Here is a 23,685-nt window from a genome sequence, read left to right as displayed (position 1 = left end):
TAGGCGAGGCCACTCCCCGCCAGGTCAGCGTCAGTTCTCGCGCCTGATCGCGCTCTCGTGCCAGCGATGCAGCAGCAGATGGGAGACCAGGCTCGTCGCCAGGAAGATCGCGATGCCCGACAGCGAGATCATCACCAGCGCGGCGAAGACGCGCGGGATCTTGAGCTGATAGCCGGCCTCCAGGATGCGATAGGCGAGGCCCGAGGCGCTGCCGCCCGTGCCTGCGACGAACTCCGCCACCACCGCGCCGATCAGCGCGAGTCCGCCCGAGATCTTCAGCCCCGCCAGGAAATAGGGCAGAGCCGCCGGCAATTTGAGGTAGCGCATCGTCTGCCAGCGCGAGGCGCCGTAGAGCTCGAACAGGTTGACGAGGTTATGGTCGGCCGAATTCAGCCCGAGGATGGTGTTCGACAGGATCGGGAAGAAGGCGACGATCCAGGCGCAGATCAGCAGCGACAAGTCGATATCATTGGCCCAGATGATGATCAGCGGGGCGATGGCGACGATCGGCGTGACCTGCAGGATGACGGCATAGGGCAGCAGCGCCATCTCCAGCCATTTCGACTGGCTGAACAGCACGGCAAGCGTCACGCCGACGACGATGGCCGCCGCCAGCGCCATGAAGGTGATCTTCAGTGTCACCCAGAGCGAGCCGGAGAGCGTGCCCCAATCGGCAACCAGCGTTTGGCCGACCAGGATCGGCCCGGGCAGGACATAAGACGGGATTTCGTTCCAGCGGACGGCAAATTCCCAGAGCGCCAGCACGATCACGCCGATCGCGAGCGGAGCGAGGATGCGCGGCCAGACACCGGCCGGCAGGCCGAGAATGCGGGCTTCGGCCGCAGCGACGGGCAGCGCCTGCGCGTCGGTGCCGTCCGACGCCAGCGTTTCGACGGGCGCGCTCATCGGCCGATCGCCTCCTTGAGCTTGGTGGAGGCGACGCGGCAGAGATGGGCGTATTCGCCGGAGGTCCGGAACAGCTCGTCGCGCGGATAGTCGGCCTCGACGGAGAGGTCGGCCATGACCCGGCCGGGCCTGGCCGCCATCACCACGATCCGCTGCGAGAGATAGACCGACTCGAACACCGAATGGGTGACGAAGACGGCGGTGAAGCGCTCGCGCCACCACAGCTCCAGCAGGTCGTCGTTGAGGCGGTGGCGGGTGATCTCGTCAAGCGCAGCGAAGGGCTCGTCCATCAGCAGGATCTTCGGGCGCATCACCAGCGCGCGGGCGATCGAGACGCGCATCTTCATGCCGCCCGAGAGTTCGCGCGGATAGGACTTTTCGAAGCCTTTGAGGCCGACCAGGGCCAGCATCTGCGCCGCGCGCGCCTCGGCCTCGGCCCGTGGCACGCACTTGAGCTTGAGCGGCAGCATGACGTTGGCGAGGGCATTCGCCCAGGGCATCAGCGTCGGGTCCTGAAAGACGAAGCCGAGATCGCGCGCACCATGGCCGGAGCTGCCCTGCGCGGCGCCCGCCTCGCCCGGCCAGGTGATCGTGCCGGAGGTCGGCGCGCCGAGGCCCGCGATCATGCGCAGCAGCGTCGATTTCCCGCAGCCGGAGGGGCCGAGCAGGCTGACGAACTGCCCTGCCCCGAGTTCGATGTCCACATCGTGGACAGCGAGCGTGCCGTTGGCGAAGCGCTTCGAGACGTGCCGGACCGCCACCAGCGGGTTGCCGGTGGTCTCTTTGCCTGCGGGTGTGCTTAGATAGGCCGTGTCCAAAGCCTGATGATCCAATCTGCGAAATGCCGTCATTCTCGGGCGAAGCGCAGACCCGAGAAGCTCATGAAGAGAAGGCGCTGGTTTCCGAGATGCTCGGGTCGAGCCCGAGCATGACGCGCCCTATGCCTTGCCGATGCCCTTGTTCACGAAGGCAAGGCTGTAGGCCTTCTTGACGTCGACGCCGGCCGGGATCACCCCAGCCTCGGTCATCGTCTTGGCGAAGCTCGCCCAGCGCGCATCGGTCATGGCGCCGATGCCGAGCGTCAGCGCGTCGCCGGAGAGCACGATGCCACGTTCGTTCATCACCTTGAGAGCGTAGTCGATCTTCTCCTGATCCATGTCGGGATTGTCCTTGAGGATCCGGGCATTGGCAGCGGCGATGTTGGGGCCGCCTTTCATGTATTCCGCCCAGCCCTCGAGCGTCGCGTCGACGAAACGCTGCACCAGCTCCTTCTTCTCCTCGGCCATCTTCCGGGAGATCGTGATGGTGGTGTTGTAGTTCTCGAAGCCGGCATCGGCGAGGAGATGGACGACCGGCTCGACGCCCGCCTTGCGGATGACGAAGGGCTCGGAGGACAGGAAGCCCTGCTGCGAGACCTTCTTGTCGGCCAGGAACGGCGCCATGTTGAAGGTGTAGGGGCGGATCTGCTCGTCGCGATAGCCGAACTTGAGCTTCAGGAACGGCCAGAACCCGACGCGCGCCTGCGCGCCGATCAGGATCGGCTTGTCCTTGAGGTCGGCGAGGGTGTCGTTGCCCTGGCCGGGATGCGAGATCAGGACCTGCGGGTCCTTCTGGAAGATCGAGGCGATGCAGAGGAACGGCAGGTTCTCCTGCGCGAAGCTGAGCGCCTCCAGCGAATTGCCCATGATCATGTCGACGCGGCCGCCGAGCAGGAGCTGCGTCGGGTTCTGCTGCGGGCCGCCGGGGCGAATATCGACGTCGATGCCGTACTTCTTGTAGATCCCGTTGGTCGCGGCCAGGTAGAAGCCGCCATGCTCGGTCTGGGCCCGCCAGTTGGTCTGGTAGCTGACTTTGTCGAGCGTCTGTGCGCTGACGCGAGCGCCCGGCACGGGGATGAGCAGGGATGCGGTCGAACCGCCGATCAGCCCGAGCGCTGCGCGCCGGTTCACGCGATATTTCATCGTCGCCATTTCGATATCTCCCCTGCGCCTGCCGCCGGCCGACTACTGGCCCGTCTGCTTATCCCATGCGATAGGACGGCGGGACAATGCAACGCCGTGCCGCCCGCTTTCTGCACAGAAACCAGGCAACCCAGCCGGCTCCTGACAGGCCTGTTCATCATGACCGCACGTTTCTGGGGCGACCTGAAGAGTTCCGATTTCGCCGCGCTCTCGCCCGAAAGCGCCGTGGCAGTGTTGCCGCTGGCGGCGATCGAGCAGCATGGCCCGCATCTGCCGGTCTCGGTCGACACCACCGTCATGAACGCCATGCTTGCCGAGGCGATGCCGCTGGTGCCGGCCGATCTCGACGTGCTCGTCCTGCCTACTCAGGCGGTCTGCAAGTCGAACGAGCATCTGCATTCGCCGGGGACGCTGACGATCGGCTGGGAAAGCGCGATCCGCTCCTGGATCGAGATCGGCGAGAGCGTGAAACGCGCCGGCTTCCGCAAGCTCGTGCTGATCACCTCCCATGGCGGCAATGTCGATCCCATGAAGATCGTCGCGCGGGAGCTGCGTGTCGGCCACGGCATGCTTGCCGTCTGCACCGCCTGGATGTCCTTCGGCCTGCCGGAAGGCATCTTCGACGAACTCGACACCCGCCATGGCATCCATGGCGGCGACGTCGAGACTTCGCTGATGCGGCATTTCCGGCCGGACCTCGTCGACATGAGCAAGGCCGCACTCTTCAAACCGCATACCGTGACCATGGCCGAAGAGGGTTACACGCATCTGCGGCCGACCGGGCCGCATGCCTTCGCCTGGATGGCGCAGGATGTGAACCGCTCCGGCGCCGTTGGCGACGCCAGCCTCGCAACGGCGGAGAAGGGCAAGGCCACCGCGGCACTGCAGGCGAAAGGCTTCGTCCAGCTGATGGCCGATGTCGCGCGGATGCCGCTCGATACGCTCTACAAGGCGGGCTGAACGTCAATCCGGATCGAGGAGGCGCGGACCCGGCCCTTCCTCGCCCAGCCGGTCGAGCGGATTGTGCAGCGGGCAATCGCGCACCGAGAGACAGCCGCAGCCGATGCAGCCGTTGAGATGATCGCGCAACCGCGTCAGCCGGTCGATGCGACGCTCCAGTTCCTCTTTCCAGGCGGACGACAGCCGCGTCCAGTCCGCGACGGTCGGCGTGCGCTCCTGCGGCAGAGCCCTGAAGGCCTCACGGATGGTCTTCAGCGGCATGCCGGCGCGTTGCGCCACCTTGATAATCGCGACCCGGCGCAGCACCTCGCGTGGATAGCGGCGCTGGTTGCCGGGCGCGCGATGGCTGCGGATCAGTCCCTCCGCCTCATAGAAATGTAGCGCCGAGACGGCGAGGCCGCTGCGGCGGGCGACATCACCGACGCTGAGCTCGCCGGGCAAACGCGCCTGCTGGGACATGGAACAAGCCTCTTGACCTTAACCTTAGTTGAGGTTCTATAAGCCCTGCTCCCGTGATGCAAACCGGAGCGTTTCCATGCACCAGAAGGTCGATACACGGATCAGGCTCGCCCTGATCTACGGCAGCAGCCGCGAAGGCCGCTTCTGCGACAAGGTCGCCGGCTGGGCGGTCTCCCAGATCCAGGGCGACGGCCCGTTCGATCTTGCCGTCGTCGACCCCGGCGAGATCGTCCTGCCGCCACGCCATGTCAGCGGCAAGCACCCTGCCCTGGAAGAGCTCAGGCAGATCATCGGCTGGGCCGACGGCTTCGTCGTGGTGACGCCCGAATACAACCGCGGCTATCCGGCGATCCTGAAGTTCCTGATCGACGCGGTCGGGCCGGAATGGCGGGGCAAGCCGGTCGGCTTCGTCTCCTATGGCGGCATCTCGGGGGGCCTGCGCGCCGTCGAGCAGTTGCGTCTCGTCTTCGGCGAGTTGCATGCCGCGCCGATCCGCGACGGCGTCGCCTTCGCCGATGTCTGGTCTCGCTTCGACGCGGAGGGGCAGTTGCTCGACGCCGACCGTGCCGAACAGGCGATGGCGACGATGCTGGCGCAGTTGCATTGGTGGGCGAACGCGCTGCGCAAGGCGCGCGAGAGCGTACCCTACGGCCAGTTCGCGGCGGCGTGAGAGGCTTCCCGATCACGCCAGCCCTCGTCCTGAGGAGCCGCGAAGCGGCGTCTCGAAGGATGCCCCAGATATCTCCAGCACCTCCCTGAGCATCCTTCGAGACGCCATTTCTAACGAAATGGCTCCTCAGGATGAGGGCTGGAGGCATTCTCCAACGGGCGCCGATACGTCACGCGAACGTGGGAACCGCTTCACAAATCCGAACTGGTCTCCTCGTGGTGGGATGCGGAACAATGCCCCTCCTTGATGAGGAGCCGACGGATATGAAGCTCAAACTTCTCCGCAACGCGACGCTGAAACTCGATTATGGCGGCAGGACCTTCCTGATCGACCCCGATTTCGGCCCGCGCCACAGCCGCCGCTCCTTCACCGGGCGTTCGCAGAACCCGATGGTCGACCTGCCCGAACCGATCGAAGACATCATCGCCGGCGTCGACACGGTGATCGTCTCGCATCTCCATGCCGATCATTTCGACGAGGTCGCCAAGCAGCGCGTTCCGAAGAACCTGCCGGTCATCTGCCAGCCCGGCGACGAGGCGGCGATCGCGCAGGCGGGCTTCTCCTCCATCACCGCGATCGACTGCTTCGTCCGGCTCGGGCCGATCGTGCTCAAACGGCATCCGGCCCAGCATGGCACCGGCGCCGTCGCCGAGACGATGGGCCACGTCATGGGTCTGAGCTTCGAGGCGCCGGGCGAGCCGACCATCTACTGGTGCGGCGACAGCGTGCTCTACCCGCCGCTGCGCGACGCGGTGGCAGCAACCGGCCCGGACATCATCGTCACGCATTCCTGCGGCGCGATGTGGGACAACACGCTGATCGTGATGGACGACACGCAGACGCTCGACCTCGCCGAGGCCTTCGCGCTGGCGACGGTGATCGCGACGCATATGGAAGCGCTCGACCACGCCACGGTGACGCGGGCCGCCTTGCGGAAGGCAGCGAAGGAACGCGGCGTGGACATGCAGCGCCTGCGTATTCCCGCCGATGGCGAGACGATCGAACTCGGCGTGCCGGCGATGGTGTGACCCGACTGCGTCAACCGTCATGCTCGGGCTTGACCCGAGCATCTTCTGAACGAGATTCTCGGGTCGAAGCTTCCATTCGCCCGAGAATGACGGAGCGAGCCGCCTACTCGCCGGCCTTCAGCTGCCTGGCGTAGATGTCCTTGTACTGCTCGCGCAGCAGGTTCTTCTGGACCTTGCCCATGGTGTTGCGCGGCAACTCGGCAACGACGAAGACCTGCTTGGGCTGCTTGAACTTCGCGAGCCGCTGCTCCAACGCCTTGGCGATGCCCTTTGCGGTGATCTCGGCGCCCGGCTTGGCGACGACGACGGCCGTGACGCCCTCCCCGAAATCGGGATGCGGCACGCCGATGACGGCGCTCTCGATCACGCCCGGCATCTCGTCGATCTCGGTTTCGACTTCCTTGGGATAGACATTGTAGCCGCCGGTGATGATCAGGTCCTTGCCGCGTCCGACGATATGGACGTAGCCGGCGGGATCGATCTTGCCGAGATCGCCGGTGATGAAGAAGCCATCCGGCCGGAACTCGGCCTTGGTCTTCTCCGGGTTGCGCCAGTAGCCCTTGAAGACGTTGGGTCCCTTGACCTCGATCATGCCGATCTCGTCGCGGGCGAGTTCCTTGGCCGTTTCGGGATCGGTGACGCGCGCCGAGACCCCCGGCAGCGGGAAGCCGACCGTGCCGGCCACCCGATCGCCCTCATAAGGGTTCGAGGTGTTCATGTTGGTCTCGGTCATGCCGTAGCGCTCGAGGATGGCGTGGCCGGTGCGGTCGCGCCATTCGCGGTGCGTCTCGGCCAGCAGCGGCGCCGAGCCGGAGACGAAGAGGCGCATATGCTTCGTCGCTTCCTTCGTCAGTCGCTGATCCTGCAAGAGCCGGACATAGAAGGTCGGCACGCCCATCATGCTCGTCGCCTGCGGCAGGTATTTGAAGACCTGATCCGGATCGAATTTCGGCAGCAGGATCATCGAGGCGCCGGCGAAGAGGATCACATTCGTTGCGACGAAGAGGCCGTGCGTGTGGAAGATCGGCAAAGCGTGGAGCAGCACATCGCCCTTGCCGAAGCACCAGTAATCGACCAGCGCCAGCGCATTGGACGACAGGTTGTCGTGGCTGAGCATCGCGCCCTTGGAGCGCCCGGTCGTGCCGGAGGTGTAAAGGATCGCGGCGAGGTCGTCCGGCCCGCGCGCGACATCGGCGAAGTCGCCCGAAGCGGCATTGGCCTTGTCGAGCAGGCTGCCGTTGCCGACGCCGAGCGTCTCCAGCTTGGCGCCGGCCTTTTCGGCATAGGGACGCAGCGCTTCGGCCTTGGCGGGATCGCAGACGAAGACGGCCGGCTCGGCATCGCCCAGGAAATACTCGATCTCGGCCGGGGTATAGGCGGTGTTGAGCGGCAGGAAGATCGCGCCGGCCCGGACGGTGCCGAGATAGAGCATCAGCGCCTCGAAGCTCTTCTCGACCTGCACCGCGACGCGGTCACCCGGCTTCACGCCGAGCCCGACGAGAGCGTTGGCGAAGCGGGCGGAGACGGCGAGCATGTCGCCATAGGTGAAGCGCCTGCCGTCATCGAGCTCGGCGAAGGGCGCATCCGGCGCCGGCATGCGCGAGCGGATGAGGTCAAACAGGTGATTGCCCATGATTTCGGGTCCTTTCAGGCGTTTCCGTCTTAATTTGCCGCCGGGCGCAGCAGCTTGCGCACGCCGGAGGAGGCCACGACCGTGTTGCGGGTGGCGAAGGCCTCGTGATTGGTCTCGATATCGTCGAGGTCGTAGCGGTAGTTGACCATCACGCCATGCGATTCGCGCAGGCCCCGCGCCGAGAGATTGCCGCCGACATTGATCCGCTCCAGCCTGGCGCCATTGCCGAGATGAAAGCGCGCGACCGGGTCGATGACCCGGCCTGAACTCGTGCGCGCCCTCAGCATGTATTCCGCCGTCATCTGGCCGAGCAGCTTGTCGCGACGCGCCTTCGTCGCATCGTCGAGCGAGATGGTCTCGCCGCCGGGCCGGGCAAGCTCGGAGCGCTCCTCATTGGTGAGAGCGATTTCGCCGGGCTCGGCAGCGACACCGGCGAGCCAGCGCCCGAAGCCGGGCACCGGCGAGAGCGTGACGAAGGTGTCGAGCCCCGGCAGCTCGCGCTTCAGATCCTCCGCCACCTGCTTGATCAGGAAATTGCCGAAGGAGATGCCGCGCAGCCCCTCCTGACAGTTCGAGATCGAATAGAACACCGCGGTCGTCGCCTCCTGCGCCGCCAACACCTCGCGCTCCGGGCTCAGCACCTCGCCGATGCTGCGCGGTATCTCGGTGGTGAGGGCGACCTCGACGAAGATCAACGGCTCGTCGACCAGCTGGGGATGGAAGAAGGCGAAGCAACGCCGGTCCGCCGGCTCCAGCCGGCGCCGGAGATCGTCCCAGCCCTGGATCTCGTGGACCGCCTCGTAGCGGATGATCTTCTCCAGCACATTCGCCGGGGTGCGCCAGTCGATGCGGCGCAGAACGAGGAAGCCTCGGTTGAACCAGGAGCCGAAGAGATGGCGGAAATCGTCGTCGACCGCCTTGAGATCGGCCTGCGTCTCAATCGCCTCGAACAGCGCTTCGCGCATTCGCACGAGCACGGGCGTGCCTTCCGGCGCGAGATTGAGGCGGCGCAGCAGCTCCTGCCGACGCGGCTCCGCAGCAAGATGCAGCGCCGAGGTGGCTGCCGCATCGGGTTTGGCGCGATAGGTCTCGATCGCCTTGTCGAGCCGGGCGTGATCCGGCCCGAAACGCTCCTGCAGCAGATTGAAGAAAGCAAGGCGGCCCGGCTTGTCGAGCCGCTGCCAGGCTTCGAGCACCGCCTGCGCCAGCGCCATCCCGGAGGCCTCCCCCCGGCCGGAGAGCAGATCCTCGCAGAGCCGGTCGATAGGCCGGGCGCGATTGCCGAGGAAGCGCTCGAAACCGATCAGGGCGCGGCCACGATCGGCCACGCTCGTCAGAAGTTCGCCGAGAAACGCCATATCCATGCGGGCTCCCAGTTCGACCCGGCGTCGACTTTCCCGAAAACCGGAAGCCGCTTTCCGGGTCGATGCCCTGATCCTATACGAGATTCAGCGCAGGCAAATCGGGCATCAGCGCAACAGGTTCCAGGCTTTCAGGAAGAAATCCGGGGTGCCGAAATTGCCGGACTTGAGCGCCACGACCATGTCCGGCCCGTCGACCACGCGCGTCCAGGGCACGCCGGGGTCGATTTCCGGGCCGATCTCCAGCGTGCGGATGCCGAGGCCCAGCACGGTCGCACCCGAGGTCTCGCCGCCCGCGACGAGAAGCCGCGTCACGCCGCCCTCCGAGAGGCGCCGCGCCAGCTCAGCGAAGGCGTGCTCGACGATGCTGCCGGCCTTTTCGCGGCCCAGCCTGTCCTGCACGGCGGAGACTTCGGCCGGGTCGTCGCTGGAATAGACGAGGAAAGGCTTGTCCTGCGCCTGAGCCAACGCCCAGGCAGCGAGCCCGGCTGCATCCTGGCTGCCCGCGGCCAACGCCAGCGGATCGACCTTGAGCGCCGGATATCCAGCTTCCAGCGCCGCCTTGATCTGGCCGCGCGTCGCCGTCGAGCAGCTGCCCGAGATGATGCCGGCGCGGCCGGCCGGCGCCTGCAACTCCTGCGGGCCCGGGCGCTCCGGCAGCAGGCCGGCGCGGCGGAAATTCTGCGGCAGGCCCATCGCGATGCCGGAACCTCCGGTCAACAGGACATGCTCGGATACAGCGTGGCCGAGCGTCATCAGGTCCTCGTTGGTGAGGGCGTCGGTGACGGCATAGCGGACGCCGTCGGCCTGCAGCTTGGCGAGGCGCGCCTTCACTGCGGCGGGGCCTGCCAGCACGGCCGTGTAGTCGACGAGGCCGACTTCGGTCATGGCCTGCGCCGCCATCAGCCGCATCAGATTCGAATCCCGCATCGGCGTCAGCGGGTGGTCCTTCATCGAGCTCTCGTGCAGCGGCATGGCGCCGACGAAGAGATAGCCCTGATAGATCGAGCGGCCGTTCGCCGGGAAGGCCGGGCAGACGATGGCAAGCTTCGCACCGAGGCGCTCGGCAAGGGCATTCGCCACCGGGCCGATATTGCCTTCGGCCGTGGAATCGAAGGTCGAGCAGTATTTGAACAGGATCTGGCGCGCGCCGCCCTTCAGCAGCGCCTCGCAGGCGGCGAGCGAATCAGCGACGGCCTCGGCCACCGGATTGGTCCGCGACTTCAGCGCGACGACGACCGCATCGGCTTCCGGCAGCGTGCTGCCGGCCGGCGGCACCCCGATGACCTGCACGGTCCGCATGCCCGCCCGGTTCAGCATCAGCGCGACATCGGTCGCGCCGGTCATGTCATCGGCAATCACGCCCAGCAGCATACGGTCCTCTCCCTCAGCCATCCGCCTTGGTTCTTCACGCCAGTTCTAGCGGCCGATGCGCGGCGAGGCGACCGCCATCACCGCATCCGGCGGTTCCCCTGAAGACATGCGTTCCGGCTTTGCCCGCTCGGCATCCAGCCCTGCCTTTCGATGAGGCAGAGCTGCCCGCGAATTGATGCGGCGCATGATCGACGGCCCCGCCATTCTGAGTCAGGTTGGTGCCATGAGGAACGAATTCGGCGCGGCGGCATTTGCCGGCATCGCCGGGTGCGTCTTCCCAAAACCATCAAAAACGGGGGAAAGCATGAAGCTATTGAAGGTCGCCGTCTCTGCCGCCGCTCTCGCGCTCGCCACCTTGCCGGCGCTCGCGCAGACGCCCTCGACCCTGCGCATCGGGCTGCAGGAAGACCCCGACATGCTCGATCCGCACAAGGCGCGCACCTTCGTCGGCCGCATCGTCTTCATGGGCCTGTGCGACAGGCTCGTCGACATCACGCCGGAGCTGAAGCTGGTGCCACGGCTGGCGACGGAATGGAACTTCTCCGCCGACGGGCTGACGCTGACCATGAAGCTGCGCAGCGATGCGAAGTTCCACGACGGCGAGCCCTTCAACGCGGAAGCTGCCAAGGCCAATCTCGAGCGCGCGATGACCTTGCCGGATTCGCTGCGCAAATCGGAACTGGCCTCGGTCGACAAGGTCGAGGCGCCGGACGCCACGACGCTGTTGCTGAAGCTGAAGCGGCCCGACGCCACGCTGCTGTCGCAGCTGACCGACCGTGCCGGCATGATGCTTTCGCCCAAAAGCCTCTCCGGCGACGTCACCGCGAAGCCGGTCTGCTCCGGCCCCTACAAGTTCGTCGAGCGCGTCCAGAACGACCGCATCGTCCTGGAAAAATTTCGGGAGCATTGGGAGGCGGACAAGTACAATTTCGACCGCATTCTCTACCGCTCGATCCCGGACACGACAGTCCGCCTCGCCAATCTGCGCTCGGGCGAGCTCGACATGCTGGAACGTCTTGCGCCGACCGATGTGAAATCGGCTCAATCAGACAAATCGCTCAAGGTCATGAGCATGGCCAATCTCGGCTATCAGGGCATCACCATCAACACCAACAATGGCGAGGCCGCGAAACAGCCGATGGGGCAGGACAAGCGCGTGCGTCAGGCGCTGTCGCTTGCCATCGATCGCAAGGTGCTGAGCCAGGTCGTGTTCGAGGGGCTCTATGAGCCGATGAACCAGCCGTTCAACCCGGGTAATTTCTACATCAGCGCCGACCTTCCGGTTCCGGCTCGCGACGTCGCCAAGGCCAAAGCCCTGCTCAAGGAAGCCGGACAGCCCAAGGTCTCGGCAGAGCTCTTCGTCACCAACAACCCCGTCGACGCCCAGCTCGGCCAGGTCATCCAGGCGATGGCGCAGGAAGCCGGCATCGACATCCAGATTCGCTCGACCGAGTTCGCCAGTCAGTTGCGCGACCAGCAGCAGGGCAAGTTCCAGATGAGCCGGATCGGCTGGTCCGGCCGCATCGACCCAGACGGCAACATCCATCCCTTCGTCACCACGGGCGGCGGCCAGAACGACGGAAAATACTCCAATCCGGAGGTCGACCGCCTGCTGAACCAGGCCCGCACCGTCTATGAGCCAGCCGAGCGCAAGAAGCTCTACGACGCCGCGCAGAAGATCCTGCAGGACGATCTGCCGATCATCTATCTCTATAACCAGACGGTATTCTTCGCGCTGCGCTCCAACCTGCAGGGCTTCGTGATCAACCCGGACGGGATGATCCGGCTTGCCGGGCTGAAGCGCTCGTGACGGCGCTCATGCCGTGAGGAGTGGCCCATGGCCACGCTCATCATTCGCCGCTTCTTCATCGCGATACCGACGTTGTTCCTGGTATCGCTCTTCGTCTTTGCCTTGCAGCGCGCGCTGCCGGGCGACCCCTTCCTCGTCATCGCAGGCGAGGAGCGCGACCCGGAGGTGATCGCGCGGCTGCGCGAGATCTACCGCATGGACGATCCCATCTTCGTCCAGTTCTTCGCCTGGCTCGGACAAGTGGTCCAGGGCGATTTCGGCCGCTCTTTGCGCACGGGCGAGCCGGTGCTCGGGCTGATCCTGCAGAAGCTGCCGGTGACGATCCAGCTCGCCACCGCCTCGATCCTCGTCGCGATCTCGATCGGCATCCCGATCGGGATCCTGGCGGCGCGGCGCAAGGGCACGATCGTCGACTACTCCGCCAGCGCAGTCGCGCTGTCAGGGCTGTCGATCCCGAATTTCTGGTTCGGGATCATGCTGATCCTGCTGGTGTCGGTGCACCTGAAATGGCTGCCGGCCTCGGGCTATGAATCGATCTTCGTCCACCCCTGGGAGGCGATCCAGCGGCTGATCATGCCCGCCTTCGTGCTCGGCAACGGGCTCGCCGCCTTCCTGATGCGCCATACCCGCTCGGCGATGCTGGAGGTGTTGCGCTCGGACTATGTCCGCACCGCCCGCGCCAAGGGGCTCGACGAGGATACGGTGGTGCATCGCCACGCGCTGCGCAACGCGCTGGTGCCGATCATCACGCTGACGACCCTGCTCTTCGGCGAGTTGCTGGCGGGCGCGGTGCTGACCGAACAGGTCTTTACCATCCCCGGCTTCGGCAAGCTCATCGTCGATGCCGTGTTCAACCGTGACTACGGCGTGGTGCAGGGCGTGGTGCTGTGCACGGCCATCGGCTTCATCCTGATGAACCTCTTGGCCGATATCCTCTACATCCTCGTCAATCCGCGCCTGAGGTCCGGCTGATGGCATCGCTCGATTCCATTTCCGCCGCAGGCTCTGCGAGCGGCGTCACGGCACGTCCGGGCGTGCTCGCCCGGCTCGTCCGCAACAAGTCTGCGCTGATCGGCGGCGGGCTCGTTCTGATCTTCGTGCTGATGGCGGTGTTCGCGCCGATCCTACCGCTGGCCGACCCGTTCAAGTCCAACTTCCTCGCCATCCGCAAGCCGCCCTCGGAGCTCTACTGGTTCGGTACCGACGAGCTGGGGCGCGATCAGGTCTCGCGGCTGTTCTTCGGCGCGCGGGCCTCGCTGCTCGCCGGCATCGTCTCGGTGCTGATCGCGGTGGCGGTCGGCCTGCCCTTCGGAATGTTGGCGGGCTGGTATGGCGGCTGGACCGATATCGTGATCTCCCGCGTCACCGAGGCGCTTCTCGCCTGCCCCTTCCTGATCCTCGCCATCGCCTTCGCCGCCGTGCTCGGTCCGTCGCTGACCAATGCGATGATCGCGATCGGGCTTGCGGCTGTGCCGATCTTCATCCGGCTGGTGCGCGGCCAGGTGATGAGCGTGAAGATGGAGGATTTCGTCGAAGGCGCCCGCGCGGTCGGCGCGCGGGACGCGAGGCTGATGTTCCGCCATGTGCTGCCCAACACCCTGTCCCCCATCGTGGTGCAGTCGACTTTGTTCATGGCGCAGGCGATCATCCTGGAAGCCGCCCTCTCCTTCCTCGGCCTCGGCCAGCAGCCGCCGTCGCCGTCCTGGGGTCAGATGCTCAACGTCGCCAAGAACTTCATGGAGCAGGCGCCGTGGATGTCGGTGGCGCCGGGCGTCTGCATCTTCCTTGCCGTGCTCGGCTTCAACCTCCTCGGCGACGGCCTGCGCGACGCGCTCGATCCGAAAGAAAACTAGGCTTCAGGGATACGCCCATGTTCACAACCCGCCCCGAAATCCTCGGCACTTTCGGTGTCGTCACCTCGACGCACTGGCTCGCCACCGCCTCCGGCATGGCGATGCTGGAGAAGGGCGGCAACGCCTTCGATGCCTGCGCCGCCGCCGCCTTCGTGCTGCAGGTGGTCGAGCCCCATCTCGTCGGCCCGGCCGGCGACATGCCGGCCGTGTTCTATTCGGCTGAAACCCAGAAGGTCGAGACGCTCTGCGCGCAAGGACCTGCCCCGCAGGCGGCGACAATCGCCGCCTACAAGGCGCTCGGCCTCGACCTGATCCCCGGTTCCGGTCTGCTCGCGACCGTGATCCCCGGCGCCTTCGGCGGCTGGATGACGCTGCTGCGCGACCACGGCCGGCTCAAGCTGCGCGAGGTTCTGGAGCCGGCCATCGGCTATTTCGAGAACGGGCATCCGATGCTGCCGCGCGTCTCGGATTCGATCCGGGAACTCACCGACCTCTTCACCAATGAATGGTCGAGCTCGGGAGCCGTCTATCTGCCCGGCGGCAATGTGCCGGAGGCGCGCAAGCTCTTCGCCAACAAGGCGGCAGCCGCGACCTACAAGCGCATCCTGAGCGAGGCGGAGGCCGCAGGCTCCGACCGGCAGGAGCAGATCCAGGCGGCCTATGATTCCTGGTACAAGGGCTTCGTCGCGGAGGCGATGGACCGCTTCTGCCGCACCACCGAAGTCATGGATTCCTCGGGCCGCCGCAACAAGGGCCTGCTGACCGCGCAGGACATGGCAAACTGGCAGCCGACCTACGAGACGCCGACCTCCGTGACCTATCACGACTGGGAGGTCTTCAAGATCGGGCCGTGGGGTCAGGGTCCGGCCTTCCTCCAGACGCTGAAGATCCTTGAAGGCATCGACCTTGCCGGAATGGGGCCGGCGAGCCCCGAATTCGTCCACCATGTCGTCGAGGCGATGAAGCTCGCCTTCGCCGATCGCGAGGCCTATTACGGCGACCCGGATTTCGTGAAGGTCCCGCTCGATACCCTGCTATCGGCCGACTATGCCGCCGCGCGGCGCAGCCTGATCAGCGAGCGCGCCTCGCTGGAGCTGCGCCCCGGCATCGTACCCGGTTACGAGGCGCAGGTCGCGCATGCGCTGAAGGCGCTCGGCGCGATCGCCCAGCCGGGACAGGGCGGCGCCAGCGTCGGCGAGCCGACCATGGCCTCGATGGTCGCGGCCGGGCGCAAGGGCGACACCGTCCATATCGACGTCATCGACAAATGGGGCAACATGATCGCGGCGACGCCCTCCGGTGGCTGGCTGCAATCCTCGCCGGTCATCCCGGAACTCGGCTTCCCGCTCAACTCGCGCGCGCAGATGTTCTGGCTGGACGAGGGCCTGCCCTCCTCGCTGGCGCCGGGCAAGCGTCCGCGCACGACGCTGACCCCGTCGATCGCCTTCGAGAAGGGGCAGCCCCGCCTTGCCTTCGGCACGCCGGGCGGCGACCAGCAGGAACAATGGCAGCTCGGCCTCTTCCTGCGGCGGGTCCATCACGGCCTCAACCTGCAGGAGGCGATCGATCTCCCGCTGTTCCACACGCAGCATTTCCCCTCCTCGTTCTACCCGCGCAGCTCGCGGCCGGGCCACATGATGATCGAGGAGAGCATCGGTGCGGCCGCGCTCGCCGAGCTGGAGCGCCGCGGCCACGCCATCGAAAAGGCGCCGGCCTGGACCGTGGGGCGTCTCACCGCGGCGGAACGCAGCGCCGACGGGCTCTTGCGCGCCGCAGCAACGCCGCGTCTGATGCAGGCCTACGCCGCCGGCCGCTGAGGAACTAGCCGCATGACCTGGTCCATCGTCGCGCGCGACGTCGCCACCGGCGCCTATGGCGTCGCCGTCTCGACCTGTGCCTTCGCCGTCGGATCACGCGTGCCCTATGGCGGCGGCCGGATCGGCGCCATCGCGACGCAGGCCTTCGTCAATCCGCTCTACGGCGTCGACGGCCTGAGGCTCTTGCAAGAGGGGCGTTCGGCCCTCGAGATCGTCGCGACGCTGACGGCGGCCGATGAAGGCCGCGCCCATCGCCAGCTCCATGTCATCGACCGCGACGGCAGGATCGCAGCCCATACGGGCGCGGCCTGTATCGACTGGTGCGGAGCGGTGGACGGGCCGCAGGTCTCGGTCGCCGGCAACATGCTGGCCGGACCGGAGGTCGTGCAGGAGACGCTGAAGGCCTATATCGCCGCCTCGGCGCTCGATTTCGACGAGCGCCTGCTGGTTGCTCTCGAAGCCGGCGAGAAGGCCGGCGGCGACAAGCGCGGCCGGCAATCCGCCGCGATCCGCATCTGGAACGGCGAGCCGGTGCCGAGCTTCGACATCCGCGTCGACGACCATGCCGACCCGCTGGCGGAGCTGCGCCGGCTCTGGCGCGTCGCGCACCAGCGCTACGTGCCGTTCCAGCAGGCGGCGCCCTCGCGCAGCCGGCCGGCGGGCGTTACCGACCGGGCCGAGCTCGACAGGCTATGCGAGGACTATGCCGCCAACTGGAACGCGCGGCACCCGGAAGGCCGATAACCGAGCCAGCGCTTCCGCGACGCGAGCCCGGCATGCTAACCTGACGCTTCGTCACCTCGCCCTTGCCGATGGACAGGAGGCTGCGATGGCCGATGCGGATGTCGATAGCCTTCAGCGGCGCGTCGCAGCGCTCGAGGCCCAGATCGCTCTTCTGACGCAGGCGATCTCGGTCGACAGAGCCGGCAACATGACCATCAGCGCCGCGAGCCGGCTGACGCTTCTGAGCGGCGGCCCTTGTGCGATCCAGGCAGGCAGCACGCTCGCTCTCTCCGTCGGGGGCAGTATGAGCTTCGCCGTCGCCGGACGGCTTCAGATCGCGGGAGGGCAAGGGGTTTCTCTCGATACCCGCTACTGCACTCTGAACGCGACGGTGAATTTCGAGATCGCCAGCGCCAAGACGCTGACGATCAAAGCCGAGCGGGAAATGAACGTCGCTGCGGGCAAGACCCTCACGGCGACGAGTGCAGACGCGGCGCTCCTGAGAAGCGGCGATGCCCGGCTGAACCTGAAGAAGGACGGGACCGCCGAGCTGCACGGCCGCGACATCACGATCCAGGCCAGCGGACGCTTCACGGCAAAAGCGTCCTCCGACATGATCCTGAAGGGGTCGCGGCTTCTACAGAACTGACAATCCCGACGCCAGCCTGCCTTACGTCAGCTTGCCGCGCGCCGCGACCGGCAGCTCGCCGATCAGCTTGTCGCCGCGCACTGTGATCAGCCGGTCGACCATGTTGACGACGACGCAGACATGGTTCGGCACGATGCGCACGACTTCGCCAACCACGGGCCGCTCGTTCGAGCCGGACAGGTCGAGGAAGCCATGCTCCTCGGCGAATTGCGCGATCCGCGCCCGTGGATATTCGAGGATGTAGCCGTGGCCGTCGAGATTGCCCTTGTCGCTGGTCAGCGTCTTCGAGCCTGAATCGAGAATGCCGCGCTCCGGCGCCGCCCGGCTCACCACCGAGGCGTAGACCGTCAGCGCGCAGTCATCGAGCGTGGCGACGCCGGCCGCGATCTGCATGCGGTCGTTGAAGATCGAGGTGCCCGAGCGATGCTCGGTCGCGCCCCTGAGCTTGCCCATGTTGGGGATGTTGGGCGAGCCGCCGGTCGAGATGATATCGGCCTTGAGGCCGGCATCGCGCAGCCCGGCATTGGCGGTGTCGAGGAAGATTTGCGTCCGCTCCCAGCCATCTTCCGGCGGGTACATCAGGAAGCCGGCGAAGCGCAGGCCCGGCGAGGCGTCGATCATCTTGGCGAGTTCGACTGCCTCTGCGGGCGTCTCGACGCCGGCGCGCTTGCGGCCGGTGTCGCATTCCACGACGACTTCGAGGTCGCGACCGGCGATTTCGGCAGCGCGCGGCAGGCCGGAGATCGTGACCGGGTTATCGGCGGCCACGATCATCCGGACGCGACGCTGCAACGCCCCGAGGCGGCCCAGCTTCTCCTCGCCGAGGATGTTGTAGCTGATCATGATGTCGTCGAGGCCGCCATCGGCCATGACCTCGGCCTCGCCGAGCTTCTGGCAGGTGATGCCGCGCGCGCCGGCCTCGATCTGAAGCCGCGCGAGCTCCGGCGATTTATGCGTCTTGATGTGCGGGCGGTTGGCGACGCCGGCTGTGTCGCAGGCGGCCTGGAGCCGGGCGATGTTGGCATCGACCTTGTCGAGGTCAACAACCACGGCCGGGGTGCCGTAGACGCGCGCGATCTCGGCCGCGAGCGGGGTGGCCGCCGGCTGATCGACGGCCGGCGAGGTGGTGGCGGTCACGCTGGTCGAAGCGGCAGTCATGGCAGCACCTTGATGATGACTTCGATCTCGACGGTCATGTTGTTCGGCAGCGACCCCATGCCGACGGCGGAGCGGGCATGGCGGCCGCGATCGCCGAGCACTGCGACGAACAGGTCCGAGCAGCCATTGATGACTTTGGGCTGGTCGGCGAAATCGGGGGCGCCGTTGACCATGCCGAGGAGCTTGACCACCTCGACCTTGTCGAGCGAACCCGTCGCCTTCTTCATCGCCGCGAGCAGGCCGAGGCCGGTCTGCTTGGCATGCTCATAGGCTTCCTCGATCGTGACGTCCTTGCCGACCTTGCCGGTCGGATAGGTGCCGTCGGCCCGCTTCGGCCCCTGGCCGGAGAGATAGACGATGTCGCCGACCTGCTTGAAGCTGACATAGGTGGCGACCGGCGTCGGCACCTCCGGCAGCGTCAACCCCAGTTCCTTCAGCCTGTCCTCGGCGCTCATGGCATTCCTCTCTTCGATTGTCGCCGACGTCTGTCGCGCCGGCGTCTTCTGTCAATTCTGCAAATCGCGGCGCATGTAGCGGGCCGCATCGTCATAGCTCGCAAGCTTGCGGGCAAGGGCGGGGTCATGCACCTCGCGAAAGCCCTGCCGCCGCCAAAAGCCGGTCGAGCCGTTCACGGCGACGAGCGCTAGGCTGGCGAAGCCGGCTCGCATCGCGTGCTGCGCGATCTCGGCCACGATCCGCCCCGCAGCGCCGCCGCCCCTGCCCTCCGGCAAAAGCGCGAGGTCGTGGATATACCAGTTCCGCGTGCCGGGGGGGATCGCGCCGAGCATTGAATTCAGCGCGGGCACCGCACCAACCGGCCAGGGGTGGCTGACGAGGTAGCCTCGAAGCGCCCCGTCATCGGCCGCCAGGACATGGCAGCCCTCAGGCGCCAGACGCAGCCGCTCGGCGAAGACCGGCTCATCCTCAGGGTAGCCCGGATGCACAATGGCCGCGATCGCCATCACCGCCGGAAGATCGGCCGGCGCCATAAGGCGCCAGCCGGCTTCTCGCACGTCATGCTCGGGCTTGACCCGAGCATCTCCTGCCGAGGGAAGCTCCTGCGCGTCAACGTCCCGAGATTCTCGGGTCTGCGCTTCGCTTCGCCCGAGAACGACGCCGCGAGTCCGGCGCGGCAATTAAGCCGCGACCTTCGGGAACTTGCTCGTCCGCTTCGGGTGCCACCACTTGCCCTTGAGCACGACGCCCTCGGAGACGATCTTGCGGTCGCCCGCCAGGTGCTCGCCGACCACGTCCACGTAGTCGAACTTGCCTTCCTTGACGGTGAGGATCGTCGCATCGCCGAGCGAGCCGACCTTGAGCGAGCCGTATTCGGTCCGCTTCAGCGCCATGGCGGCGTTCACGGTCGAGGCGGCGATGACGTTGTTCAGGCTCATGCCCATGCAGAGGAATTTCGACATGGTGGTGACCTGGTCATAGGCCGGACCGTCGATGCAGAGCTTGTGCACGTCGGACGAGATCACGTCCGGTTCGAAGCCGTTGGCGAGCATGGCGCGGGTGGTCTTGAAGGAGAACGAGCCCTTGCCGTGGCCGATATCGAAGATGACGCCGCGCTTGCGGGCGGCGAGCACCTCCGGCTTCACCGTGCCCTGCGCGGTCGAGGGAGCGTTCGGGAAGGGGCGGAAGGCGTGGGTCAGCACGTCGCCCGGCCTGAGCATGCCGATGACTTCCTCATAGGACGGCGGCGGATGGTCGATGTGGCACATCAGCGGCATGCCGACCTCGTTGGCCACCTGCAGCGCGATGTTGAGCGGCACGGTGCCGGAGGTGCCGGAGGCGTGGAGGCCGACACGGACCTTGATGCCGACGATATAGTCGCGGTTCTTGTCGGCGACCTCGGCGCAGTCGATCGGGTTCATCAGGCGCAGATCGCCGCTCTCGCCGACCATGACGCGATGGTCGAAGCCGTAGATGCCGGCGTGCGAGACGTGGAGATAGGCGAGGATGCGCGCCTGGCTCGGCTCGATGACGTGCTTGCGGAAGCCCGCCCAGTTGCCGGGGCCGGCCGAGCCGGTATCGACCGAGGTCGTCACGCCGGAGACGCGGCAGAACTCGTCGGCGTCGATGCCCAGCGAGGTGCCGCCCCAGTAGACATGGGTATGCAGGTCGATCAGGCCCGGCGAGACGATGTAGCCGGAGACGTCGCGGATCTCCTTGGCGTCCTTCAGGTCCTTGCCGAAGCCGGACACCTTTCCGTCCGTGAAGGCCACGTCGAGCACGCCGTCGTGCTTCTGCGACGGGTCGATGACGCGGCCGCCCTTCAGGATGAGATCGTGAGTCATTTTAGTCCTCTGGGGTGATCAAACCGGGGAGACGGCGCCTTTGCGCTCGACGATCAGGCCGTAGGCCTGGGGCTCGCGATGCCTGGCGAAATTGAAGGTCGAGGCCTTATAGCTCTTTCCAAGATCCATGTCGCAACGGGCGACGACGAGTTCGTCGCCTTCGGTCACGGCCTGAGCGACGACCTCGCCGGTCGGCGCGATGATGCAGGAACCGCCGATCTGGTCGACGCCGGCCTCAAGGCCCGCCTTGGCGACGCCGACGACCCAGCTCGCGTTCTGGTAGGCGCCCGCCTGCATCACGAGCTGGTTGTGGAAATTGCCGAGCCGGTCATGGTCCCGCGCCGGCGGGTTGTGCTTGGGCGTGTTGTAACCGAGCACGATCAGCTCGACATCCTGCAGGCCCATGGAGCGGTAGCTCTCGGGCCAGCGGCGGTCGTTGCAGATCATCATGCCGATATTCGCGTCCATCGTCCGCCAGACGGGCCAGCCAAGATTGCCGGTCTCGAAATAGCGCTTCTCGAGATTCTGGAACGGCGCTTCGGGACGATGCTCGGGATGGCCGGGTAGATGGATCTTGCGGTACTTGCCGACGATCGCGCCGGATTTGTCGACCAGGATCGCGGTGTTGAAGCGACGCTTGCGGCCTTCCTCGAAGGCAAGCTCGCAATAGCCGAGATGGAAGCCGACACCGAGGCGCTTGCTCTCCTCGAACAGCGCAGCAGTCTCGTTCGAAGGCATCGCGCTTTCGAAATAGCCGTCGATCTCGGCTTCGTCGTCGATCCACCAATGCGGGAAGAAGGCCGTGAGCGCCGCTTCCGGATAGACGACAAGATCGGCGCCGTGCGCCTTGGCCTGACGCATCAGCTCGACCATGCGAGCCACGGCCGAAGCCCGGCTTTCATCGCGCTGGATGGGGCCGAGCTGGGCGGCGGCGACGGTCAGGATGCGGGTCACGTCATAGGCTCCGGATGAAGATCACCCTGCGGACAAGGCTTTCAAGCACTGAGCCGGCGCGTCAAGCGCCGGCAATGCGGGGCGTGGGTTGTCCCAGTTGCGGGGCTGGTCCTCAGATGGACTTCGCGAGGCGCGGATCGAGCGAGTCGCGCAGGCCGTCACCGAGCATGTTCACTGCGAGAACGGTGAGGGAGAGGAACACCGCGGGGAACAGGATGATGTGCGGGCGGACCTGCCAGAGCGCCCTGCCCTCGGCCATGATGTTGCCCCAGGACGGCGTCGCCGGCGGCACGCCCGCGCCGATGAAGGACAGGATGGCTTCGACGATCATGGCGCTGGCGCAGATATAGGTCGCCTGGACGCTCATCGGCGCGAAGGTGTTCGGCAGGATGTGTCTGATGATGATGCGCGGCACGCGCGCCCCATTGGCCACCGCAGCCTCGACATAGGGCTGTTCGCGCAGCGACAGCACCACGCCGCGCACGAGGCGCGCCACGCGTGGAATCTCGGCGACGGTGATGGCGATGATGACGTTGCCGACTGAGCCCCGGGTCAGCGCCATCAGGGCGATGGCGAGCAGGATCGGCGGGATCGACATCATGCCGTCGATGACGCGCATGATGATGCCGTCGGTCCAGCGCACGAAGCCGGCGAAGAGGCCGATGGTGAGCCCGACGACCGACGACAGGATCGCCACGCTGAAGCCGACGAGCAGCGAGACACGCGCGCCATAGATCACGCGCGAATAGATGTCGCGCCCGAGCATGTCGGTGCCGAACCAGTAGAGTTCGGAGGGCATGCGCGTGCGCCGGCTCGGCGAGATGGCGGTCGGGTCGACCGTGCCGAGCAGCGGCGCGAAGATGCCGATGAGCGCCATCAGGACGAGCAGGCCGCCGCCGATCGCCACGGAAGGGTGCCGGCGCAGATAGCGACGAAAGCGGGCCGAGCGGCTGAGCGCAGCCTTGACCGGCTCAGCGGGAACAGCGACGGCCGGGGCCGGGATGGAGGATTGAGCGGTCAATAGCGGATCCTCGGGTCGACGAGGGTATAGGTCAGGTCGATCAGCAGGTTCACGAGCACGTAGACCAGGCTGAACATCAGCACGACGCCCTGGATGACCGGGTAGTCACGCCGCAGGATGGCATCGACGGTGAGCCGGCCGAGGCCGGGGATGGCGAAGACGCTCTCGGTGACGACGGCTCCGCCGATCAGCAGCGCGATGCCGATGCCGATGATGGTGACGATCGGCACCGCCGCATTCTTCAGCGAATGCAGGAAGAGCACGTCCTTCTGCGACACGCCCTTGGCCTGGGCGGTGCGGACATAGTCCTGCTGCAGCACCTCGAGCATGGTGGCGCGGGTGATGCGGGCGATCAGCGCGATGTAGACGAGGCCGAGGGTGATCGAGGGCAGGATGAGGTTCCGGAGCCAGGGCCATAAGCCCTGCGAAATCGGCGTGTAGCCCTGCACCGGCAGCCAATCGAGCTTCAGCGCGAAGAAATAGGCGAGCAGATAGCCGACGACGAAGACCGGCACGGAGAAGCCGAGTACGGCGAAACCCATCGCGGCCTTGTCGATCCAGCTGCCGGCCTTCCAGGCGGCGATGACGCCCATCGGAACGGCGATGACGACGGCGAAGATCAGCGTCAGCACCATCAGCGAGACGGTGGGCTCGATGCGCTGGGAAATGAGCTGCGTCACCGGCAGGTTGGTGAAGATCGAGGTGCCGAGGTCGCCCTGGATCACGCGGAAGGACCATTCGGCGAAGCGGACCAGATAGGGACGGTCCAACCCCAGGCTGGCGCGGATGCGCTCGACATCGGCTGGGGAAGCCTGGTCACCGGCGATGATGGCCGCGGGATCACCCGGCGCGATATAGAGCAGCGAAAAGACGAACAACGCCACGAAGGCCATCACGGGGATGGTCGTAATGATGCGTCTGACGACGAAAGCAAACATAAAGCCGTGGAACCTCGTTCACGCCGAACCTGGGAACCGCGGCCCGGTCTTCTTCCGGGTCGGGGCGAGGCGAAGTGTCGGAGCCCGGCCGGCCCCGAAAGGCGGAGCGG

General features: G+C 66.3%; 23 protein-coding genes. 9 read left to right on the top strand and 14 right to left on the bottom strand.

Going from position 1 to position 23,685, the window contains the following annotated elements; genetic code table 11:
* Window positions 1-30: 30 nt before the first annotated feature.
* The 3 genes from AB4Z16_RS09500 to AB4Z16_RS09490 form a co-directional block, all read right to left on the bottom strand.
* Window positions 31-906, bottom strand: coding sequence for an ABC transporter permease (locus AB4Z16_RS09500; protein ID WP_441511084.1), 876 nt, complete (start codon window positions 904-906; stop codon window positions 31-33).
* A complete protein-coding gene (locus tag AB4Z16_RS09495; RefSeq protein WP_441511083.1) occupies window positions 903-1,724 on the bottom strand; it encodes an ABC transporter ATP-binding protein in 822 nt (273 codons plus the stop codon). The genes AB4Z16_RS09500 and AB4Z16_RS09495 overlap by 4 nt, the downstream gene beginning before the upstream one ends.
* Window positions 1,725-1,844: 120 nt before the next feature.
* Window positions 1,845-2,876, bottom strand: a complete 1,032-nt coding sequence (locus tag AB4Z16_RS09490) for an ABC transporter substrate-binding protein (protein ID WP_441511082.1) — start codon at window positions 2,874-2,876, stop codon at window positions 1,845-1,847.
* A 150-nt stretch (window positions 2,877-3,026) separates the two neighbouring features.
* Here AB4Z16_RS09490 and AB4Z16_RS09485 point away from each other — a divergent pair, with 150 nt between their 5' ends.
* Window positions 3,027-3,827: a creatininase family protein gene (locus tag AB4Z16_RS09485; protein ID WP_441511081.1), complete on the top strand. Its 801-nt coding sequence runs from the start codon at window positions 3,027-3,029 to the stop codon at window positions 3,825-3,827.
* A gap of 3 nt (window positions 3,828-3,830) precedes the next feature.
* Here the strand turns inward: AB4Z16_RS09485 and soxR are convergent, their stop codons facing one another.
* Window positions 3,831-4,286 carry a redox-sensitive transcriptional activator SoxR gene (gene soxR / locus AB4Z16_RS09480; protein WP_441511080.1) on the bottom strand — a complete coding sequence of 152 codons (456 nt, stop codon included), beginning with the start codon at window positions 4,284-4,286 and terminating at the stop codon, window positions 3,831-3,833.
* Between the two features lie 76 nt (window positions 4,287-4,362).
* Here soxR and AB4Z16_RS09475 point away from each other — a divergent pair, with 76 nt between their 5' ends.
* Together AB4Z16_RS09475 and AB4Z16_RS09470 are read left to right on the top strand one after the other, a co-directional pair.
* Window positions 4,363-4,956, top strand: a complete 594-nt coding sequence (locus tag AB4Z16_RS09475) for an NADPH-dependent FMN reductase (RefSeq protein ID WP_441511079.1) — start codon at window positions 4,363-4,365, stop codon at window positions 4,954-4,956.
* Window positions 4,957-5,219: 263 nt separating this feature from the next.
* Window positions 5,220-5,984, top strand: a complete 765-nt coding sequence (locus tag AB4Z16_RS09470; protein WP_441511078.1) for an MBL fold metallo-hydrolase — start codon at window positions 5,220-5,222, stop codon at window positions 5,982-5,984.
* Window positions 5,985-6,087: 103 nt separating this feature from the next.
* Here AB4Z16_RS09470 and AB4Z16_RS09465 read toward each other — a convergent pair whose 3' ends face one another.
* From AB4Z16_RS09465 to otnK, 3 genes are all read right to left on the bottom strand, one after another.
* Window positions 6,088-7,617, bottom strand: coding sequence for a malonate--CoA ligase (locus AB4Z16_RS09465; RefSeq protein ID WP_441511077.1), 1,530 nt, complete (start codon window positions 7,615-7,617; stop codon window positions 6,088-6,090).
* A 29-nt stretch (window positions 7,618-7,646) separates the two neighbouring features.
* The gene (locus AB4Z16_RS09460) at window positions 7,647-8,981 is read right to left on the bottom strand and encodes a malonyl-CoA decarboxylase (protein WP_441511076.1); all 1,335 of its coding nucleotides are present in this window, start codon (window positions 8,979-8,981) and stop codon (window positions 7,647-7,649) included.
* A gap of 105 nt (window positions 8,982-9,086) precedes the next feature.
* Window positions 9,087-10,352 (bottom strand): 3-oxo-tetronate kinase, encoded by a 1,266-nt coding sequence (otnK, locus tag AB4Z16_RS09455; protein WP_441511075.1) that lies wholly within the window; start codon window positions 10,350-10,352, stop codon window positions 9,087-9,089.
* A gap of 304 nt (window positions 10,353-10,656) precedes the next feature.
* Here otnK and AB4Z16_RS09450 point away from each other — a divergent pair, with 304 nt between their 5' ends.
* The 6 genes from AB4Z16_RS09450 (at window position 10,657) to AB4Z16_RS09425 (ending at window position 17,204) form a co-directional block, all read left to right on the top strand.
* Window positions 10,657-12,162, top strand: a complete 1,506-nt coding sequence (locus AB4Z16_RS09450) for an ABC transporter substrate-binding protein (RefSeq protein ID WP_441511074.1) — start codon at window positions 10,657-10,659, stop codon at window positions 12,160-12,162.
* A gap of 27 nt (window positions 12,163-12,189) precedes the next feature.
* Complete coding sequence (locus AB4Z16_RS09445) at window positions 12,190-13,134, top strand: ABC transporter permease (protein WP_441511073.1); 945 nt, start codon at window positions 12,190-12,192, stop codon at window positions 13,132-13,134.
* The gene (locus AB4Z16_RS09440) at window positions 13,134-14,015 is read left to right on the top strand and encodes an ABC transporter permease (RefSeq protein WP_441511072.1); all 882 of its coding nucleotides are present in this window, start codon (window positions 13,134-13,136) and stop codon (window positions 14,013-14,015) included. Before AB4Z16_RS09445 ends, AB4Z16_RS09440 begins: the two co-directional genes overlap by 1 nt.
* 17 nt (window positions 14,016-14,032) lie before the next feature.
* Entirely contained in the window at window positions 14,033-15,832 is a 1,800-nt protein-coding gene (locus AB4Z16_RS09435; RefSeq protein ID WP_441511071.1) for a gamma-glutamyltransferase family protein, read from the top strand.
* A gap of 12 nt (window positions 15,833-15,844) precedes the next feature.
* Window positions 15,845-16,576 carry a DUF1028 domain-containing protein gene (locus AB4Z16_RS09430; protein ID WP_441511070.1) on the top strand — a complete coding sequence of 244 codons (732 nt, stop codon included), beginning with the start codon at window positions 15,845-15,847 and terminating at the stop codon, window positions 16,574-16,576.
* Window positions 16,577-16,661: 85 nt separating this feature from the next.
* Window positions 16,662-17,204, top strand: coding sequence for a DUF2345 domain-containing protein (locus tag AB4Z16_RS09425; protein WP_441511069.1), 543 nt, complete (start codon window positions 16,662-16,664; stop codon window positions 17,202-17,204).
* Window positions 17,205-17,225: 21 nt separating this feature from the next.
* Here AB4Z16_RS09425 and AB4Z16_RS09420 read toward each other — a convergent pair whose 3' ends face one another.
* The 7 genes from AB4Z16_RS09420 to AB4Z16_RS09390 all read right to left on the bottom strand — a co-directional run bounded on the left by AB4Z16_RS09420 (window position 17,226) and on the right by AB4Z16_RS09390 (window position 23,575).
* Window positions 17,226-18,362, bottom strand: coding sequence for a D-TA family PLP-dependent enzyme (locus AB4Z16_RS09420; RefSeq protein ID WP_441511068.1), 1,137 nt, complete (start codon window positions 18,360-18,362; stop codon window positions 17,226-17,228).
* The gene (locus AB4Z16_RS09415; RefSeq protein ID WP_441511067.1) at window positions 18,359-18,817 is read right to left on the bottom strand and encodes a RidA family protein; all 459 of its coding nucleotides are present in this window, start codon (window positions 18,815-18,817) and stop codon (window positions 18,359-18,361) included. The genes AB4Z16_RS09420 and AB4Z16_RS09415 overlap by 4 nt, the downstream gene beginning before the upstream one ends.
* Before the next feature lie 51 nt (window positions 18,818-18,868).
* Complete coding sequence (locus AB4Z16_RS09410) at window positions 18,869-19,375, bottom strand: GNAT family N-acetyltransferase (RefSeq protein ID WP_441511066.1); 507 nt, start codon at window positions 19,373-19,375, stop codon at window positions 18,869-18,871.
* Window positions 19,376-19,498: 123 nt separating this feature from the next.
* A complete protein-coding gene (locus AB4Z16_RS09405; protein ID WP_441511065.1) occupies window positions 19,499-20,662 on the bottom strand; it encodes an amidohydrolase/deacetylase family metallohydrolase in 1,164 nt (387 codons plus the stop codon).
* An 18-nt stretch (window positions 20,663-20,680) separates the two neighbouring features.
* Window positions 20,681-21,616 (bottom strand): N-carbamoyl-D-amino-acid hydrolase, encoded by a 936-nt coding sequence (locus AB4Z16_RS09400; RefSeq protein ID WP_441511064.1) that lies wholly within the window; start codon window positions 21,614-21,616, stop codon window positions 20,681-20,683.
* Window positions 21,617-21,728: 112 nt separating this feature from the next.
* Complete coding sequence (locus AB4Z16_RS09395; RefSeq protein WP_441511063.1) at window positions 21,729-22,637, bottom strand: ABC transporter permease; 909 nt, start codon at window positions 22,635-22,637, stop codon at window positions 21,729-21,731.
* A complete protein-coding gene (locus tag AB4Z16_RS09390) occupies window positions 22,634-23,575 on the bottom strand; it encodes an ABC transporter permease (protein ID WP_441511062.1) in 942 nt (313 codons plus the stop codon). The genes AB4Z16_RS09395 and AB4Z16_RS09390 overlap by 4 nt, the downstream gene beginning before the upstream one ends.
* Window positions 23,576-23,685: the final 110 nt, after the last annotated feature.

This window comes from Allobosea sp. TAF32 (genome assembly GCF_052113585.1).
Lineage (GTDB): Bacteria > Pseudomonadota > Alphaproteobacteria > Rhizobiales > Beijerinckiaceae > Allobosea.
The sequence above is the reverse complement of the archived record's forward strand: the minus strand, read 5'-3'. Positions and strand labels throughout refer to the sequence as shown.